Source organism: uncultured Roseovarius sp. (genome assembly GCF_947489715.1).
In the GTDB taxonomy this organism is placed as follows: Bacteria; Pseudomonadota; Alphaproteobacteria; order Rhodobacterales; family Rhodobacteraceae; genus Roseovarius.
The window spans coordinates 24,766-41,953 of record NZ_CANLER010000005.1; the positions used below are offsets into that span (position 1 = coordinate 24,766).

The window sequence follows — 17,188 nt, forward strand, 5'->3', positions numbered from 1 at the left end:
GTTGGGCGGGCGCCCGAACGGGACGATACCTGTGTTCAATCGACCTGCAACAACCGGGTCAATTCCTGCATCGTTTCCCGGTCCGCTCCTTCAAGCGGCACAACACTTGATCCAAATAGCGTCGCCTGAGATTTCAGTACCAAACCATCTTCAAGCATTTTCAGATGATTGGCCCGCAACGTATCCCCTGTAGACGTGATATCCGCAATAGCTTCGGCAGTTTCGAACTTTACCGTGCCTTCGGTCGCACCCTGACTATCGACAAGCTGATAGTCGGCCACCCCTTGATCGCGCAGAAAATCCCGCACAAGACGATGATACTTCGTCGCTATTCTTAGCCTAAACCCATGCACCTGACGAAACGCTGCCGCTGCCGCATCAAGATCATCCAACGTGCTGACATCAACCCAGGCCGCAGGCACCGCAAGCACCAGATCGGCGTGACCAAAGCCAAGCGGTGCAAGCTCCTTCACAGATGAGTTCCACACCCCCAGCTTTTCGCGCACCAGATCAGTACCGGTCACGCCCAGGTGAATGTGCCCTGCTGCCAGTTCACGAGGGATCTCTCCGGCGGACAGCAAGACAAGTTCGACATTCTCCACCCCGCCGACAAAACCCGCATATTCACGATCAGACCCGGACCGGCCCAATGTCACGCCACGCACTTTGAACCAGTCAAAGGTTTTTTCCATCAACCGCCCCTTGGACGGCACGCCCAGCTTGATGCTCATGAGTGCCCCCCAAGCGTCACCACAAGACCTGGACGAATGACACCGCCCACTGCGGGGATCTCGCGGCCCTGCCCCAAATGCCGGGTCAGCGCATCGTACCGCCCGCCACTGGCTACGGGCGGCAAGTCAGGACGCGAGGGTGCATGAAAGCCAAACACGAACCCATCGTAATATTCCATTTGCGTACGCCCGTAAGAGGCCTCAAAATCCAGCGCCTCGATGTCGATCCCTCGCGCGCTCAGCACATCAAGCCGTGCCGCCAAACGATCGACGGCCCCAAGAATAGCGGGCATATCCACGGCAATGTCGCGTAACCGCTCAAGAGCGAAATTGCTTGTCTCGCGAACCTCCAGCACGGCGTCGATCAATGCCACCTCGTTATCCGAGATCGGCGGTGTGGCGGCATCTTCACGCAAAGCGGTGATCCGCGCTGCTATCTCGACCTCACTACGCAGCCCGATCAGTGGGGCAAGCCCCGCCATCGGGTCACGCGACGCTAACAAGGCCGCACGGCTATCAGGCACGGGCGCACGCCCGGAAAACCGGTCCATCAACGCGCGGAACCGGCGCGGGCGCCAGATATGGCGGCGCAGCGCCATTTTGCGTCGGTCACTTGTCTTCAACCCATCGACCGCAGCCATCAGAATGCCAATGTCACCCGTTGCTGCACGCAACCCCAAAGGTGCCAGCAATTCGAAAAACAATGTGAAGACCTCAGCGTCTGACGCCGCAGGCGCACGACGCTCGAAAATCTCATAGCCCACTTGCATGTATTCATTGGCGCGCTCGGGGTCATCTTCCTGGCGTCGAAAGACTTCACCCGCATAGGTATACCGCGCGGGCTCGGCCCCGTGGGCCATATGCATTTGCACCACCGGTACGGTGAAATCCGGGCGCAGCATCTGCTCGCCACGCAATGCGTCCGAGGTCACGTACGCCCGACCGCGAATATCCTCGCCATATAGATCAAGCAACACCTCGGCCGGTTGCAAGATCGAGGTTTCGACCGGCAACGCGCCCGCTGCTTCGAACGCGCCCCGCAGTCGCGCGGCCTCGGCCCGGATCGCCGCTTTTTCCGGCATCAGCCCTGCCCGTCCAGAATTTCCCGCACTCTGGCAACAAGATCGGCACGAGGTACTTCGAACTGGCTTGGCCGTTCCTTCCACTCTTCAAGCGTGGCATTTTCAGCGATCTTTGCGCCAAGGATCAAATCCTTGATCTGGACAATGCCTTTTTCCTTTTCGTCGCCGCCTTCAATCACCGCGACCGGAGAATTGCGCCGATCCGCATATTTAAGCTGATTGCCAAAATTCTTCGGATTGCCCAGATAAACCTCGGCCCGGATACCCGCCGCCCGCAATTCGCCGACCATGGCCTGATAATCGGCCATGCGATCACGATCCATGACGGTGACAACCACAGGGCCTGTCGCGCTGCCGCCGATCCCGCCCTTTTCGCGCAACGCAGCCAACAGCCGGTCAACCCCGATCGAAACACCCGTCGCGGGCACAGCCTGCCCGGTGAACCGCTTGACCAGATCGTCATAACGCCCGCCACCCGCGACCGACCCGAATTGCCGCTTACGGCCTTTCTCGTCGAAAATCTCGAACGTCAGTTCGGCCTCGAACACAGGACCAGTGTAATAGCCAAGCCCGCGCACGACCGACGGGTCAATTTCGATCCGGTCCGGGCCATACCCTTGGGCCGTCAGGAGATCGGCAATGGATTCAAGCTCTTGAACCCCTTCTGCACCAATGGCCGATACACCGATCGCGCCGCGAAGATTGTTCAGCGTTGCTGCCGCATTCGCACCTTTAGACGTCAGGAACGCAAGAACAGGACCAGCCTGATCATCGCTCAGCCCAACACCGTCAATATAGGCGCCCGAGGTATCAAGCCGACCCTTGCCAAGTAGCTCACGAACGCCTGCCTCACCCACCTTGTCGAACTTGTCGATGGTCCGCAAAACGGCATCCCGCTCGGCATCGTTGGTCAGCCCCATCGTCTCCAGCACACCATTCAGCACCTTGCGATTATTGACGCGCACCAGATAGTCACCACGGGGAATGCCAACTGCCTCCAGCGTGTCGGATAGCATGGCGCAAATCTCGGCGTCGGCGGCCATGCTGGCGGTACCGACCGTATCGGCATCGCACTGATAAAACTGCCTGAATCGCCCAGGGCCGGGCTTTTCGTTGCGCCAGACCGGCCCCATCGCATATCGGCGATAGGGTGTCGGCAGATCATTGCGGTGCTGCGCATAAACCCGTGCCAGCGGTGCAGTCAGATCATAGCGCAGCGCCAGCCAGTCTCCGGGCTTGTCGCCCTCCGCGTCTTCCTGCCAGGCGAAAACCCCCGCGTTCGGGCGATCGACATCGGGCAGGAACTTACCCAAAGCCTCCACCGTTTCCACGGCAGAACTTTCCAACGCATCAAAGCCGTAGCGATGATAAACCCCGGCGATGGCGTGCAGCATGGCCGCGCGCTCTGACACTTCGGCACCGAAATAATCGCGGAAACCCTTGGGCGTTTCGGCCTTGGGGCGGGGTTGCTTCTTGTCCTTTGCCATGGGGCATTTTCCTTGCGGCTGGTCTTTGCGGCGCGGTCTATCGGATGGGCCGCGCGGGGGCAAGCGGCGGCGTGGTTGCCAGCGCGAGTGTTAACCTTTAAATCAGAGGCATGAGACGACTAGAAGAACAGATCGCCCACCTGACAAAGACAGTCGATGATCTTTCAGATGTTATCGCCCGGCAGGAAACCGAAATCACGATGCTCACGCGCCGCGTTCAGATGTTGATGGAACGAGAGGCCGAACGTGAGGCCAATCTGGGCGGGCAAGTCGTGATGGGCGGAGACGAACGCCCGCCGCACTGGTAGATCACCCCTTGATATCCTGCGCCAGTACGCGACCGCTGTGTAACAGCAGGTTCGACCAGCGCTGATTGCCGCCGAAATTCTCATAGATACTCAGAAAAACGGTGTCGTTTTCCAACCTGCCTATTTTGCTGCCGCAGGGCTTTTTGCGCCGCACGCCACAAACGCGCGATTTCAATTTCTCATAGGCTTTGTCGGTATCGCTGTAGGGCTGCACGTCGGCTGGCAGGCCATAGCGCAATTGTTCATGCATACCGACCGATCCGAATATTGCCACCGATGCGGTGAATTGACGGGCACAGCCATCATCAAACCCTGTCAGATAGAAAGTATGCGGCGCTGTATTGCCCGGATCGCTATCATGCAGCACATAGCGCCGGCGCTTTTCAGGGTGCTGTGCCACTTTCTTGCCCAACGCTCGTTTGGGCATGTCGCAGACACGGGCGATTTTGCCATAGGGCAATACGACAGAACGGCCGACAGTCGGTACAGTGCGGCTGGCGACGCTGCCCGGATTACCGGTGTCTTGTGACACGTCGGATTTTACACCGAAAGCTTCCGGCGGTAATTTTTGGTCGTTGCCGGTGCGATCAGTCACATTTGCATCGCCATTGCGTGCTGCCTCTGCCGCTTTTGGAAACAGGCGCGCAAAGAACCCGCCTTGCTCGTCTTTTTCGGTTGCAGGGTCAGGCATCACGCTCAGCGCTGTCGTATCCTGAGGGATATCCGCATCGGCAAGGCGCGGCATCGTCGCCATCGGATCGCCGCAGCCAGCCAACAGCGTTGCAACAGTCAATGCAGCAAAAAATCTCACAAATTCCCCCCGAAACCAGCGAACCGTTAACTTTTAACGCATGGGCTGAATAGCGCAGGTGCCGGTTGCAGGTCCAGTCTACGAAGGTATAGGCGGCAAAATGAGCCTGCTCTTGCCGGTCGCACCCGTCAGATTTCTTCGACGGTTACCACGCCGTCCAGGCTTTTGATTGCGCCCTTGATTTGCGGATTAACTGGGAAATCCTGCCCGGAATTCACTTCAACTTCACCAGGCAAATCATTGTTCATAAGGCAAAATAATATTGGGCCATGTCCGGCATTTTTAACTGTTCCAGCCGCATTTTGAAGCACGCTTGCCACTGACGGGATCACCTCGGGCGTGTCGACGAATATCCGCAAGCCCAAAGCACCGGCATCCGCGACAATCCCGTCGATCGGCTGGACCGAGCGCGCCAGCAATTTCAACTGTTCGCTCTCCATCGTCGCTTCGATGGTAATAACAACCTGCGACCCTGTATCAAGAAATTCCCGGGATTTCTCCAGCGCGTCCGAGAACATCGTCACCTCGTACCCGCCGGTCGTGTCGCTGAGTTGCACAAAGGCAAAGCGATTTCCACGGGCTGATTTCCGTTCTTGCCGACCGGCAACGACACCTGCCATCTTGACAACACAGGCCCCGCGTTCGGCCTTTACCATTACCTCATCCAGAGTCTTGACCTCCTTGCGCTTCAGGACAGTCATGTAATCGTCCAGGGGGTGCCCCGACAGGTAGAACCCCACGGCCTTGAATTCCTCGGTCAACCGTTCCGCAGGCAGCCAATCCTCGACCGGGGCCAACCGTGGCTCGGGCAGGTCATCTCCCGCCTCGCCAAACAGCGACACCTGGTTGGAATTCTTCTGTTCGAAAATCGCGGCAGAATAGTTCATCAGCCGTTCAACACTATCAAAGACACGGCGGCGATTGCGGTCCAACTCGTCAAACCCGCCTGCCCGCGCCAGCATTTCCAGCGGTCGCTTGCCGATCCGCTTCAGATCAACCCGCCGCGCGAAATCAAATAACGTGACAAAAGATTTTTCTGCCTTGGCACCATCCTGCTCTCCTTCGCGGTGTGCATCGGTGATCAGTTTCATCGCCTCAACACCGACATTCTTGAGCGCGCCAAGCCCGTAATGCAGCGCTCCGCCCTTGACCATAAAGGTCGCCTCTGACCGGTTCACGCAAGGTGGCACATAAGGCAGATCAAGGCCTTTTTTCACCTCTTCGAAATAGACTGCCAGCTTGTCGGTCAGATGAATATCGCAGTTCATCACCCCGGCCATGAATTCAACCGGGTGATTGGTCTTCAGCCAGGCGGTCTGATAGCTGACAACCGCATAGGCTGCGGCATGCGATTTGTTGAAGCCATAATTGGCGAACTTGTCGAGCAGGTTCCAAACCTCAAGCGCGGTCTTGTCATCGACATCATTTTCCTTGGCGCCCTTGATGAACTTGGGCCGTTCAGCGTCCATAGCCTCCTGGATTTTCTTCCCCATCGCCCGGCGCAGCAGGTCGGCACCACCCAGCGAATACCCGGCCATCTCCTGGGCGATCTGCATCACCTGTTCCTGATAGACGATAATGCCTTGGGTCTCGTCCAGAATGTGATCAATCGACGGATGCAGCGTTTCGCGATCCGAGAGGTCGTTCTTCACCTCGCAGAACTTCGGAATATTTTCCATCGGACCGGGGCGATAGAGCGCCACAAGCGCGATGATATCCTCTATGCAATCGGGCTTCATCCGCTTGAGCGCATCCATCATGCCCGAGCTTTCCACCTGGAACACTGCCACCGTCTGGGCGCGGGAATAAAGCTTGTAGGTTTCGTCATCATCCAGCGGAATCGCGTTGATCTGGTTTTCAGCCCCCGGCGCCGGTTCGTAAATCGTGCTGCCATCGGCGGCGATATGCAGGTCGCGCCCCTCGCCGTGGATCTGTTCGATGGCGTTCTGGATGACGGTCAGGGTTTTCAGCCCCAGAAAGTCGAATTTAACCAAACCCGCCTGTTCGACCCATTTCATGTTGAACTGGGTGGCGGGCATGTCGGAACGCGGATCCTGATAAAGCGGTACGAGCGCATCCAGCGGCCTGTCGCCAATCACCACACCGGCGGCATGGGTCGACGCATTGCGCAGCAGCCCTTCGACCTGCATGCCGTATTTCAGCAACCGGTCCACAACCTCTTCGTTCCGAGCCTCTTCGCGCAGGCGGTCTTCCTGCGCCAGTGCCTGTTCGATGCTGACGGGTTTGACACCCTCCACCGGGATCATCTTGGAAAGCCGGTCAACCTGCCCATAGGGCATCTGCAAGACCCGCCCGAGATCACGCACCGCCGCCTTGCTGAGAAGCGCGCCGAAGGTGATGATCTGGCCCACCTTGTCGCGGCCATATTTTTCCTGCACGTATTGGATCACCTCTTCGCGGCGATCCATACAGAAGTCGATGTCAAAGTCGGGCATCGAAACCCGTTCGGGGTTCAAAAACCGCTCGAACAGCAGGGAATAGCGCAGCGGATCGAGGTCGGTGATCGTCAGCGCATAGGCCACAAGGCTACCCGCGCCCGAGCCCCGCCCCGGCCCGACCGGGATATCATGATCCTTGGCCCATTTGATGAAATCGGCAACGATCAGGAAATAGCCAGGAAAGCCCATGCCTTCGATGATGCCCAGCTCAAATTCCAGACGCTTCTCATATTCCTCTACCGACGCTGCGTGCGGAATGACCCTCAGCCGTTCCTTTAATCCGACCTCGGCCTGCCGGCGCAGCTCGTCCACTTCGTCATCAGCGAATTTCGGCAGGATCGGATCACGACGATAGGTCCCAAAGGCGCAACGCTTTGCGATTTCGACCGTATTTTCAATCGCTTCCGGCAGGTCGGCAAAGAGTGTCGCCATTTCCTGAGGCGATTTCAGGTAATGCTGGCTGGTCAGGCGGCGGCGCGGTTGGGATTGATCCACATAGGCGCCTTCCGCCACGCAGATCATCGCATCATGCGCCTCGTACATCTCGGCCTTGGGAAAATAGACATCGTTGGTGGCCACCAACGGCAGGCCCATACCGTAAGCCATTTCGACAAAACCCCGCTCGGTCAGCCGCTCGGCCTCGGGCGCACCATCCTCTCCGGGATGACGTTGCAACTCCACATAGAGCCGGTCACCAAAGGCTGCGTGCAGCCCGCGCATCAATGCTTCAGCCGCTGGATGCTGCCCCGCCTGTAACAACCTCCCGACAGGTCCGTCCGGCCCGCCGCTAAGACAGATCACACCCTCGGCATGGGCTTCAAGATCGGCCAGTGTGACATGTGGCAACTGCCCATCCCCGCGCAGGTAGAGACAGGAATTGAACTTCATCAGGTTCTCATACCCACGCTCATTCTGCGCCAGCAGAACCAGCGGCGCGGGCGGCTGGGCCTTCTCGCCCGGGGCCACCTGCGCCACACCAAAATCGACCTGGCACCCCATGATCGGCTGAATGCCCGCCCCGCTGGCAGTGACAGAAAATTCCAGGGCCGAGAACATGTTGTTGGTGTCAGTCACGGCAACGGCGGGCATACCGGCATCGGCGCAAAGCTTGGGCAGTTTTTTCAGCCGCACAGCCCCTTCCAACAGGGAATATTCGGTATGAAGGCGAAGATGGATGAATCGGGGTTGGCTGCTCATAGGCGGCATCCTATGTCAGGGCTGGTCGTGTCACCATCCCTTCTCTTCGCAATTTCATTCACTCCGTGACCGGTTATTTTCAGGCTGAATTGTAAAGACTTGCAAACATAACGGGTTAATGCCGCGCAAAATCCCGAAACACTTTGATTTCGCGCATCTTTTCCAACGTGACGGCAATGCGGCAATCAACAACATATTGATTTTACGTCGACTGATCCAGTGCTTGCCAAAAGGGGATGCGCCCGCGTAGCCTTGTACCCGGGAAAAGCCAGTGTTTCTCTACGCCGCATCGGGGAACGCGCATAAAAAGGCGGAGGTATGGCGGCGGAATTTACGCAATGACAACATCCTTTCTGCTGAGTGGGGAAACAGTAGAGACACCAGACGCAGCCGGACCAATCCGCGCCTGCGGCTTCGTGATGTCATTGCCGGAAAGGGACAATACGTGACCGAAAACCTGCTGACGATCAATGGGCTGACCAAGGCCTATCCCGGCGTGGTCGCCAATGACACCGTGTCGTTCGAAATCGGCGTCGGCGAGGTGCACGCGCTGTTGGGGGAAAACGGTGCGGGAAAATCGACACTGGTGAAAATGATCTACGGGTTGGTCAAGCCCGACAGCGGGACCATGACCCTGAAAGGCGCACTTTTTGCACCATCAGAACCCCGGGTGGCCCGCGTGGCGGGCGTGGCGATGGTGTTCCAGCATTTTTCACTTTTCGATGCGCTGAACGTTGCTGAAAATGTCGCGCTCGGGATGGAGAACCCGCCGAAACAAGGCGATCTGGCCACCCGCATCCGCGACGTGTCCGAAACCTATGGCTTGCCGCTTGATCCCTACAGGATGGTGGGTGACCTGTCCGCCGGCGAACGCCAGCGGGTCGAGATCATCCGTTGTCTCTTACAGGATCCGAAGCTGCTGATCATGGATGAACCCACCAGCGTGCTGACCCCGCAGGAGGTTGAAATCCTCTTTGCCACGTTGCGCAAGCTGACCTCGGAAGGGGTGGCAATCCTTTACATTTCGCACAAGCTCGAAGAAATCCGGGCGCTTTGCGATCACGCCACCATCCTGCGATTGGGCAAGAACGTGGGCACCTGTATCCCGCGTGACACCTCGGCCCGCGAGATGGCCGAAATGATGGTGGGCAGCGCTTTCGAGGCCCCTGCCCGCGCAGGCCGCGATCTTGGCGAAGTCGCATTGGATGTGACCGGGTTGTCGCTCAACTCCCCCGGAGAATTCGGCACCGCGCTCAAGAACATCCACTTCACCGTGCAGGAAGGCGAAATCCTCGGCATTGGCGGGGTGGCGGGCAACGGGCAGGACGAATTGCTGGGCGCACTTTCCGGCGAATTGCAAAGCGACGCCGAAGCGATCAAGCTAAAAGGCGAGCCGATCGGGCGGATGGGTCCGACCGCGCGGCGAGAGATGGGGCTGCTGAGCGCGCCAGAGGAACGTCTTGGCCACGCCGCTGCCCCGGATATGAGCCTGATCGAAAACGCCCTGCTGACCGGCGCGCAGCGTGAAAACCTGATGAACCGGGGATTTCTGAAATGGGCCGACACGCGCAGCTTCGCAAAAAAGATAATCGAAGAATTTGACGTGCGAACACCCGGACCCGACAATGCCGCGCGCTCCCTCTCCGGCGGCAACCTGCAAAAATTCGTCATCGGTCGCGAAGTGTTGCAGCGCCCCGAGGTGCTGGTCGTCAACCAGCCAACCTGGGGCGTGGACGCGGCGGCTGCTGCGTCGATCCGGCAGGCGCTGCTGGATTTGGCAGCAGGCGGCACGGCGGTGATCTGCATCTCCCAGGATCTTGATGAACTGATGGAAATCTCTGATCGCTTCTGCGCGCTGAACGAGGGGCGGTTGTCTGATATTCGCCCCGCGCAAGGGCTTAGCGTTGATGAGATCGGCTTGATGATGGGCGGCGCGCACGGGATGGAGGTGGCGCATGTGTAAACCACTGGACTTTCAATACTTTTGGAAAGTTGAAGGGATGCCGGCATGCTGAGGCTTGAAAAGCGCCCACAGCCCTCGGCGTTCTGGTCCTGGCTCACACCGCTGATCGCGGTGGTGGTCACGATGATTGCCGGGGGGTTGCTCTTCGGCGCGCTTGGCAAACCGCCGATCGAGGCGATACGGACGATCTTCTGGGAACCGATTTTTGGCGAGTTTTCCTTTTACTACCGGCCGCAGCTTCTAGTCAAAGGCGCGCCGCTGGTGCTGATCGCCATCGGCCTCAGCCTGGGGTTCCGCGCGGGCATCTGGAACATCGGGGCCGAGGGCCAATATATCATCGGCGCGATCTGCGGCGCTGCCGTCGGGTTGGCCTTCTACCCGACGGAAAGCTGGGTGATCTTCCCGCTGATGGTGCTGGCGGGGGCGCTTGGCGGCTGGGCCTGGGCGATGATCCCGGCGCTGCTAAAAGTCCGCTTTGGCACCAATGAAATCCTGGTGTCGCTGATGCTGGTCTACGTTGCCGAGCAGCTTTTGGCGGCGATGGCGCTTGGCCCGTTAAAAAACCCCGAAGGATTCGGCTTTCCCGGTAGCCGCAACCTGCAACAATACCCCTCCGCCCATAACGCGGAAATCATTACCGGATCGGGCATGCACTGGGGTGTCGTCGCCGCATTAGTCGCGGTGATCTTCGCCTATATCCTGCTCAACCGGCACATATTGGGCTATCACATTCGCCTGACTGGTCAGGCCCCGCGTGCCGCCCGGTTCGCAGGTGTTCGCCCCCGCCTTCTGATCCTTTTCTGCCTCGGAGCTTCGGGTGCGCTGGCCGGTTTGGCGGGCATGTTTGAGGTCTCGGGCCCGACGGGCCAGATCAGCATTGATTTCAATGTGGGCTATGGCTTCACCGCCATCATCGTCGCCTTTCTGGGGCGCCTGCATCCGGTGGGCATTATGCTCGCGGGTCTCCTGATGGCATTGACCTATATCGGTGGTGAGATCGCGCAATCCAACCTCGGCCTGCCCGCCGCTGCCATCCAGCTGTTCCAGGGGATGTTGCTCTTTTTCCTGCTGGCGGTGGACGTGCTGACCAATTACCGCGTCTGGCTGACATCAACGGAGGCCGCATGATGGATCTGTCTTCGATCAACCCGATCCTGCTGCTGGCCTCGCTGATGGTCGCCGCGACGCCGATCCTGATCGCGGCGCTTGGCGAACTGGTGGTCGAGCGCGCGGGCGTGCTGAATCTTGGCGTCGAGGGGATGATGATCACCGGGGCGATCTGCGGCTTTGCCGTCGCGGTCGAGACCGGATCGCCGATGCTGGGCTTTCTGGCAGCCGCTGCGGGTGGCGCACTTCTGTCATGTCTTTTTGCCCTGCTCACACAGTTCGCGCTGGCCAATCAGGTCGCCTCCGGCCTCGCGCTGACGCTATTCGGGTTGGGGCTGAGTTCGCTCATGGGTCAGGGCTATGTGGGTATCAAACCGCCGCCCACGGCCAAGCTCGATATCCCGCTGCTGGGCGATATTCCGGTGCTGGGCCCGATCCTTTTTGCCCATGACGTGATGGTTTATGTCGGCCTTGCGCTGGTGGTCGCGGTTTGGGCGTTTCTGAAATACACGCGCGGCGGTCTGGTGCTGCGGGCGGTGGGCGAAAATCACGATGCGGCCCACGCGCTTGGCTACAAGGTGGTGCGCGTGCGGGTCATGGCGATCCTCTTTGGCGGTGCCTGCGCCGGTCTGGGCGGGGCCTATATCAGCCTCATCCGCGTGCCCCAATGGACCGAGGGCATGACCGCAGGTGCGGGCTGGATCGCGCTTGCCCTCGTGGTCTTTGCCAGCTGGAAGGCGGGCCGTGTGCTGCTGGGTGCCTATCTTTTTGGCGGCGTCACGGTTTTGCAGCTTAACCTTCAGGCAGCAGGGGTTGATATTCCGGTCGAGTATCTTTCAATGTCGCCCTATCTGATCACCATTCTGGTGCTGGTCATCATGTCGGCGGACCGCTCGCGCGCGCCCGCCTCGCTTGGCCGCATCTTCCATGCCTCGGGCTGATGCCCGCACCAAACGAAACAGGGAGAGAACCATATGAAACTGACAAACCTTCTGACCGGCGCCGCGCTGGCCCTCGGGCTGGCGACAAGTGCCGTCGCCCAGGACAAGACCAAGGTGGGCTTCATCTATGTCGGCCCCATCGGTGACGGTGGCTGGACCTATGAACATGACAAGGGCCGGCTCGCGGTCGAGGAACATTTTGGCGACAAGGTCGAAACCGTCTATCAGGAAAGCGTGCCGGAAGGCGCCGATGCGGAACGCGCCATCACCCAGATGGCCCTGCAGGGCGCGGACCTGATCTTTACCACCTCCTTCGGCTATATGGAGCCGACCCTGAGCGTGGCAAACAAGTTCCCGAACGTGAAATTCGAACACGCCACCGGGTACAAGACCGCACCCAACATGTCGGTCTATTCCGCACGTTTCTATGAGGGTCGCGCTGTGCAAGGCCATATCGCGGGCAAGATGACCAAGTCCAATATCGTCGGCTATATCGCCTCCTTCCCGATCCCCGAGGTGATCCGGGGCATCAACTCGGCCTATATCCACGCCAAGAAGGTCAACCCGGATGTCGAGTTCAAGATCATCTGGGCCTATACCTGGTTCGATCCCGCGAAAGAGGCAGACGCCGCCACCGCCCTGATTGAACAGGGTGCCGACGTGATCCTGCAACATACCGATTCCACCGCGCCGCAGGCCGCCGCCGAAAAGGCCGGGAACGTGATCACATTTGGTCAGGCGTCGGATATGGGCGAATATGCACCGATGCCGCGCGTCAGCTCGATCATCGACAACTGGGCCCCCTATTACATCGCCCGCACCCAGGCGGTCATGGATGGCACATGGGAGACGGTGAATACCTGGGACGGGATCGGTGCCGGCATGGTCGGTATTGGTGAGATCAGCGATGCCGTCCCCGCCGATGTAAAGGCCGAGGCACTGGCCATGAAAGACGCCATCGCCAGCGGTGAATACAATCCCTTCACCGGTCCACTGAAAAAACAGGATGGCAGTGACTGGCTGGCCGAGGGCGAGACCGCCGATGACGGCACGCTGGCGGGTATGAATTTCTATGTCGAAGGGCTGGAAGGCGACATTCCGCAATAAAACCCGACGCAAAGCACCGGAAACCCCCGCCCAGCAGCGGGGGTTTTTCACGCGCTCAGGACAGTTTCAGTGCCGAATTCAATGTCTGCCGGAATAGCTTGGCAATTTCCCTGAACCCCGCGCTGGTGCCGTGAATTTCATCATTCCAGTGGCGCACCGTCGTCAGCACATTGCGGCAATCGACCACCCAGACGTTTGAGACCTGCGCATTGCCCGCCACGTCATTGAGCATGTCATAAAGCCGGTCGATCAGATTGATCAGGATATTGCGGCGCAGGGCAAGTTGTGATGCGCTGGCATGGGGAAACCCGCGGCTGTCCAGCGGCTCGCCCAGCCATTCATTATTCTTGGCATAGATCGGGCTGCGGTTTTCTTCGGCACCCCAGGGATAGGGGAACGGGTAGTCATAGCCATGAATCAGGATCGGCAACTCCTCCAGCCCCGGCTCGGCCCGCACATCGCTGACGACCTTGGTATAGGCCGCCCGCAACGCCGCCAGTCGATCGTTCAGCACATCCTCATTGATATGGCCCAACACATCATCGGTATCACCGTTGAAATTCCGGATGATATCGAACAGTGCGGATTTCTTGGTCACCGGGTCCTCGCCGATGATATCGTTCCCCGCCGCCGAGAATAAAAACGCCTTTACGTGCTTTTTCTGCGCCCGCAGGTTGGCCATATACTCGGTCTCTTTCGCGGTCAGATCACCATGCACCATATTGGCCGCCGTATCCCCCGCCGCCCCCAGCGACAGGATCGCGTGATCGGGGTTGAGATGGTCGACCACCTCGTTGATGAGGATCGGAAACTGGAACCAGCTATCCCCCTCACTCACGATCACGGGCCGATTGGGAAAGAAGGTGCGATCCTTGATAAAGCCCAGCCTGCGACTGGCCCGTTCGGCATTGTTGCCAATCGCCATGGCATTTTCCAGTTCGGCCTCTTCCCCGGTCATCTCGACCAGATCGCGGTTTGGCACGACCCGGAAATCAAACCCGCCACGCCCCTTTATCACCGTGCAGTATTTTAGAAATTCATCCCTGCGGTTCAGATCGGCAGACAGCTCGACCCACTCCTTGAAACTGATCTTTTCCATGAGACCTCCAAAAAACTTGATTTGAAAAACTATCGTTTTATGCTGTGTTCATATCATTTTTTCAATTTTTTGGCGACTATTTTAATGGCAATCTCAGCACTCGACCTCGGTATTTCCGACATAAAAGACAGCCTGAAACGTGCAAGATCGCGCGTCTCAAAGTTCAAAAAAGCAAAACAGATGATCGCCAAGCGCATGGGTCATCACGTTGAAAGCGAAGAACGACGTGAACTGGCACAGCAGCGCGAAGAAGAGATGGCAAATCAACAAGATGCCGCAGATAGCGTTACCACCTACAACAAAGACCTTGGCAAAGAGGCCTATATCGGCCCGCGCAACAACATCCTTTCGGGGGAGTTTCTCGAAATCGGACTGCTAACCGCCCGGTCTGTCTGCAAAATAACCCATGGATTGACCACCGGCACCGGTTTTCTGGTAGGCGATGGCGTGGTCCTGACGAATTACCACGTTCTGTCGAAACAGGCACAGGCAAGCGCGGCGCTGTTCGAATTTCTTTACGAAGACAATACAATCGGCACGCCCCGAAATTCCCAACTCTACATGGCCGACCCCGAGAGGTTTTTCGTCGCAGACGAAGCATTGGACCTTTGCTTTGTCGCTTTGCGCGAGGGGCCGGGCAGCATTGCGCTAAGCGATCTTGGGTGGCTACCGTTGATCAGACGTGAGGGCAAAATCCTGATCGGCGATCCGATTAACATCATTCAACATCCATTGGGGGATCAGCAGCGCGTCGTCATGCATGAAAGCACGTTTATCCTGGTAGAGAATGGCACCGATGCCGATGCGTTCTGCTGGTATAGCGGCGATACCGCCAAAGGCAGCTCTGGCGCTCCCGTTTTCAATACCCACTGGGAGGTCGTCGCCCTGCATCACCAGGCCATTCCTGCCACGGACAAAAATGGCAATGTCCTCGATGTGAACGGAAAAGCCATCGCTGAAAGCCGGTTGGAAGAAGAGGATACATTGATCAACTGGATCGCGAATGAAGGGACCAGAGCCTCCAGAATCGTGAAATTCCTGGAAAAGGTCGATCTACCCGATGACCAAGACCAGATCCGTCAATCCCTGCTGAAACTGTGGCAAGGCCCGCTTGCCACGCGAAATGCTAGGTTGGCAGCACTGCACGGAGTGGAAAATTCGACCTAGTGGCCGCCGCCTCCACCCAGCCCAACGCCCGAGATAAGCGCGCCCCATACCTTCAGGCGCAGCCCCACGGCCTTGACCACACCGGTCGCCGAAATCACATGGCCAAAAACACCGGGCAGATTGTTCGTATAGGTCTGAATGATGCAACCGCTGCCATCCAGCATGATCGCCTCATGCTCGGGATGCTCCAATTCCAGATATACCAGCAACGATCCCCTGGTCCCCATGTTATTCGGCTCGATCAGCTTGCCCCCGGGCACCACCTGACCCGCCGCGATGGCCGGCTGAACCGCCAATACCTTCGCGGGCAGGACGGAATTGCGGAAAGACATGTTCACGTTGCTGTCACAGGCGATTTCGGCGGGCATCCCGTCATAAAGCGTTGCCCTTGCCACTTGTGAAAACCCGGCGATGGTGCGCACCGGAAGGTCCTTTGGCCGGTCCGGAATGATCATCATGGCAGGGCTCAGGATCAGTTTCGACGCTGGGCTACCGACACTCATCGCCAGCTGTGTCACGATCCCGCCGGTAAACGTGTGAACCTCGGTCTTCGCAAGCTCGACCTTGGCGCTTTCCACGGCGGCCTCGATCACCTTTAGCTGTGCCGGAATGGTCTGAGAGATATCCGTTTGCGCCAGATCGACCTGTGCCTGCGCCGTATCCAGCCCGGCCCTAGCCGCGGCCATCGACGCCTCCAACCGGCGCACCTTGTCCTGCGTGCCCACATTTTTCTGGAAAAGCGTGATTGCGTTGTCCAGATCAATCTGGATCTTTTCCATCGACGCCTGCTGTTCCGACAGACCCGCCTCGGCAACGATCAGCGCGTCCTTGGCCTTGGCCTCGGCCGCCCTCAGCTGATCGAATTCTGCTTCAGCCTGCGCCAGTGCCGCCTTCTGGGTGCTGTTTTCAATGCGAAACAGCAGGTCGCCCTGCTCGATCCGCTGCCCATTCTGCACGGCCACCTCGGTGACAGGGCCCGATGTCTGGGCCACGACAGATACGGTCCGGAACGGGACCACGCCGGTATAGGATTTTGGGTGGAAGTAGAAGATTGTCAGAAACAGAGCAAAAGCCAGAAACGCCCAGATGACGACGGCGGTTTTCATGTTCCACACGGTCATCGCCTCGCCTCGGCGCCGCAACTGGAAATACCGGATGATGACCGGGAAAGAGGTGAACATCAGTTCAAACATTTTGCGCCTCCTCCGATTTTGTGGCCGGTTCGGCCATCTCCGCAGGTTCGGTTTTCTCGGAATACAGGTGGAAGCGCGTCCAGTCCGCCATCAACGCAATCAGGATCGCGCTGATCGGCAACAGGATGTTGAAATGTCCAAGCGGGAAAATCTCATAGAGCAGGGCTATGGTCAGCATGGTCGGAATGGTCTTGGCCAGCGGCGTGCCATGCGACTTGCGCTCGGCCCAGCGATCGAACGCGGCGTAAAGGATGACAACACCGTATATTGCCAGACACAGGAAACCCAGGGCGACCCACGCCATCATATCTGACTCACCAGGGGCAACAAACCATGACGGGGACGCGTGACCGCTTTCGGACGCCATAAAAAGACCTTTCCAAATCAATATTAATTTGGAAACGCTAACTTGGGTTGTTTGTAAAGTCTATTTCGTTTTCGCCTCACCTGCATCCCGGCCTGGCGGGCCATGAATGAGAAACCCCGGCACCGCTTTATCAGCAGTGACGGGGTTGAGCCTGGGACACCAAGGCAAA

General features: G+C 58.4%; 14 protein-coding genes. 6 read left to right on the plus strand and 8 right to left on the minus strand.

Annotation, left to right across the window (positions count from 1 at the left end):
• Positions 1 to 35: 35 nt before the first annotated feature.
• The 3 genes from hisG to hisS are packed head-to-tail and all read right to left on the minus strand — an operon-like array spanning position 36 to position 3,300.
• A complete protein-coding gene (gene hisG, locus Q1B27_RS13675) occupies positions 36 to 731 on the minus strand; it encodes an ATP phosphoribosyltransferase (protein WP_299848349.1) in 696 nt (231 codons plus the stop codon).
• The gene (locus Q1B27_RS13680) at positions 728 to 1,813 is read right to left on the minus strand and encodes an ATP phosphoribosyltransferase regulatory subunit (RefSeq protein WP_299848350.1); all 1,086 of its coding nucleotides are present in this window, start codon (positions 1,811 to 1,813) and stop codon (positions 728 to 730) included. Before Q1B27_RS13680 ends, hisG begins: the two co-directional genes overlap by 4 nt.
• Complete coding sequence (gene hisS, locus Q1B27_RS13685; protein ID WP_299848351.1) at positions 1,813 to 3,300, minus strand: histidine--tRNA ligase; 1,488 nt, start codon at positions 3,298 to 3,300, stop codon at positions 1,813 to 1,815. Before hisS ends, Q1B27_RS13680 begins: the two co-directional genes overlap by 1 nt.
• Positions 3,301 to 3,410: 110 nt before the next feature.
• On the opposite strand from hisS, the gene Q1B27_RS13690 reads away from it, so the two are divergent.
• A complete protein-coding gene (locus Q1B27_RS13690) occupies positions 3,411 to 3,608 on the plus strand; it encodes a SlyX family protein (RefSeq protein WP_299848352.1) in 198 nt (65 codons plus the stop codon).
• Position 3,609: 1 nt separating this feature from the next.
• Here Q1B27_RS13690 and Q1B27_RS13695 read toward each other — a convergent pair whose 3' ends face one another.
• Both Q1B27_RS13695 and dnaE read right to left on the minus strand, forming a co-directional pair.
• Positions 3,610 to 4,419: a hypothetical protein gene (locus Q1B27_RS13695; protein ID WP_299848353.1), complete on the minus strand. Its 810-nt coding sequence runs from the start codon at positions 4,417 to 4,419 to the stop codon at positions 3,610 to 3,612.
• Between the two features lie 128 nt (positions 4,420 to 4,547).
• Positions 4,548 to 8,075: a DNA polymerase III subunit alpha gene (gene dnaE / locus Q1B27_RS13700; protein ID WP_299848354.1), complete on the minus strand. Its 3,528-nt coding sequence runs from the start codon at positions 8,073 to 8,075 to the stop codon at positions 4,548 to 4,550.
• 445 nt (positions 8,076 to 8,520) lie between these two features.
• On the opposite strand from dnaE, the gene Q1B27_RS13705 reads away from it, so the two are divergent.
• From Q1B27_RS13705 to Q1B27_RS13720, 4 genes are read left to right on the plus strand one after another with little or no spacing between them, the layout of a single operon-like run.
• The gene (locus Q1B27_RS13705) at positions 8,521 to 10,038 is read left to right on the plus strand and encodes an ABC transporter ATP-binding protein (RefSeq protein WP_299848355.1); all 1,518 of its coding nucleotides are present in this window, start codon (positions 8,521 to 8,523) and stop codon (positions 10,036 to 10,038) included.
• 45 nt (positions 10,039 to 10,083) lie between these two features.
• On the plus strand, positions 10,084 to 11,166 hold the full coding sequence (locus tag Q1B27_RS13710) for an ABC transporter permease (protein WP_299848356.1): 1,083 nt from the start codon (positions 10,084 to 10,086) through the stop codon (positions 11,164 to 11,166).
• The gene (locus Q1B27_RS13715) at positions 11,166 to 12,086 is read left to right on the plus strand and encodes an ABC transporter permease (RefSeq protein ID WP_299848642.1); all 921 of its coding nucleotides are present in this window, start codon (positions 11,166 to 11,168) and stop codon (positions 12,084 to 12,086) included. Before Q1B27_RS13710 ends, Q1B27_RS13715 begins: the two co-directional genes overlap by 1 nt.
• A 33-nt stretch (positions 12,087 to 12,119) precedes the next feature.
• Positions 12,120 to 13,193 carry a BMP family ABC transporter substrate-binding protein gene (locus Q1B27_RS13720; protein WP_299848357.1) on the plus strand — a complete coding sequence of 358 codons (1,074 nt, stop codon included), beginning with the start codon at positions 12,120 to 12,122 and terminating at the stop codon, positions 13,191 to 13,193.
• Positions 13,194 to 13,248: 55 nt separating this feature from the next.
• Here the strand turns inward: Q1B27_RS13720 and Q1B27_RS13725 are convergent, their stop codons facing one another.
• Complete coding sequence (locus tag Q1B27_RS13725; RefSeq protein WP_299848358.1) at positions 13,249 to 14,292, minus strand: hypothetical protein; 1,044 nt, start codon at positions 14,290 to 14,292, stop codon at positions 13,249 to 13,251.
• A gap of 84 nt (positions 14,293 to 14,376) precedes the next feature.
• On the opposite strand from Q1B27_RS13725, the gene Q1B27_RS13730 reads away from it, so the two are divergent.
• Positions 14,377 to 15,459, plus strand: a complete 1,083-nt coding sequence (locus tag Q1B27_RS13730; protein ID WP_299848359.1) for a serine protease — start codon at positions 14,377 to 14,379, stop codon at positions 15,457 to 15,459.
• Here Q1B27_RS13730 and Q1B27_RS13735 read toward each other — a convergent pair.
• On the minus strand, positions 15,456 to 16,652 hold the full coding sequence (locus tag Q1B27_RS13735) for an HlyD family secretion protein (protein ID WP_299848360.1): 1,197 nt from the start codon (positions 16,650 to 16,652) through the stop codon (positions 15,456 to 15,458). The genes Q1B27_RS13730 and Q1B27_RS13735 overlap by 4 nt on opposite strands.
• The gene (locus tag Q1B27_RS13740; protein WP_299848361.1) at positions 16,645 to 16,959 is read right to left on the minus strand and encodes a hypothetical protein; all 315 of its coding nucleotides are present in this window, start codon (positions 16,957 to 16,959) and stop codon (positions 16,645 to 16,647) included. The genes Q1B27_RS13735 and Q1B27_RS13740 overlap by 8 nt, the downstream gene beginning before the upstream one ends.
• Positions 16,960 to 17,188: the final 229 nt, after the last annotated feature.